Source organism: Enterobacter cloacae complex sp. IR5458, from assembly GCF_049238025.1.
GTDB classification, from domain to species: Bacteria; Pseudomonadota; Gammaproteobacteria; order Enterobacterales; family Enterobacteriaceae; genus Enterobacter; species Enterobacter kobei.
On record NZ_JBMKIF010000137.1, the window covers coordinates 1 to 757 of the forward strand.

At 55.1% G+C, this 757-nt stretch carries 1 protein-coding gene and 1 pseudogene; one reads left to right on the plus strand and one right to left on the minus strand.

Annotation, left to right across the window (positions count from 1 at the left end):
• A partial coding sequence (locus ACOTYN_RS26415; protein ID WP_333018817.1) for a hypothetical protein occupies window positions 1–367 on the minus strand: 367 nt, incomplete at its 3' end.
• A gap of 293 nt (window positions 368–660) precedes the next feature.
• Here ACOTYN_RS26415 and ACOTYN_RS26420 point away from each other — a divergent pair.
• Window positions 661–757, plus strand: a pseudogene (locus ACOTYN_RS26420) (reverse transcriptase); the annotation flags it as partial.

Consider the following 757-nt stretch of genomic DNA (forward strand, 5'->3'; position numbering starts at 1 on the left):
TATAGTGTGCCCGGAGTTCAGGGCGGGCATGGATGCTTAAATGAACCGCGAGTCTGTCTGGAATATTGAACCGGTAACTCACGATGAGAAACCCAACAATCCCACCGGGTGTGACGGTGGAGAACCTGAGCGGCAGTGACCTGCGGCATGCCCGCAGGGTGATGTAACCCGCTGACAACGGGGATTGAGGCGAGATCACTAAGCCGAGATGATCCTCAAGGTTAAGTACTGAAAGGCTGAAGAACATGAACCCGTTAATCCGCCTCTGTGGGTTGAAAACGTCACCACGGCCTTCGTGATCTGACAGGCCGTGCAGGAGGAACTGGCAGTGATACGTAAGCACTGCCGGTCGAAGGTGTTTTGACATGTATGCGAAACACCGGGGCAGCAGCGTCTATCACGCTTGCGTTGCTGACTTCTGCCAACTTGCGGCAAGCAAGGATAAAGAGTGCGACGGGCAGCCTCCTCAGTATGCCTGAGTCCAGGCAGGTAAACCGGGGAAGGTCAGCGACGGATGTTAAGGGGGCATGGCTCCGATGACGCGCTGGCTGGCGGAGCTTCCGTAGTAGTCCGCGATGGGGAAAGCCCATTACATGGCGAAGGGAAGCAGTTTGAATGTGTTTGCGACGTGAATTAACTGACCTAACGAGGTGAAGACCTTTGATAATCAGCGAAATGCAACGCAAGCTTGCCACATGGGCAGCCACCGATCCGTCCCTACGGATTCAACGGCTGCTGCGTCTGATAACACAACCAG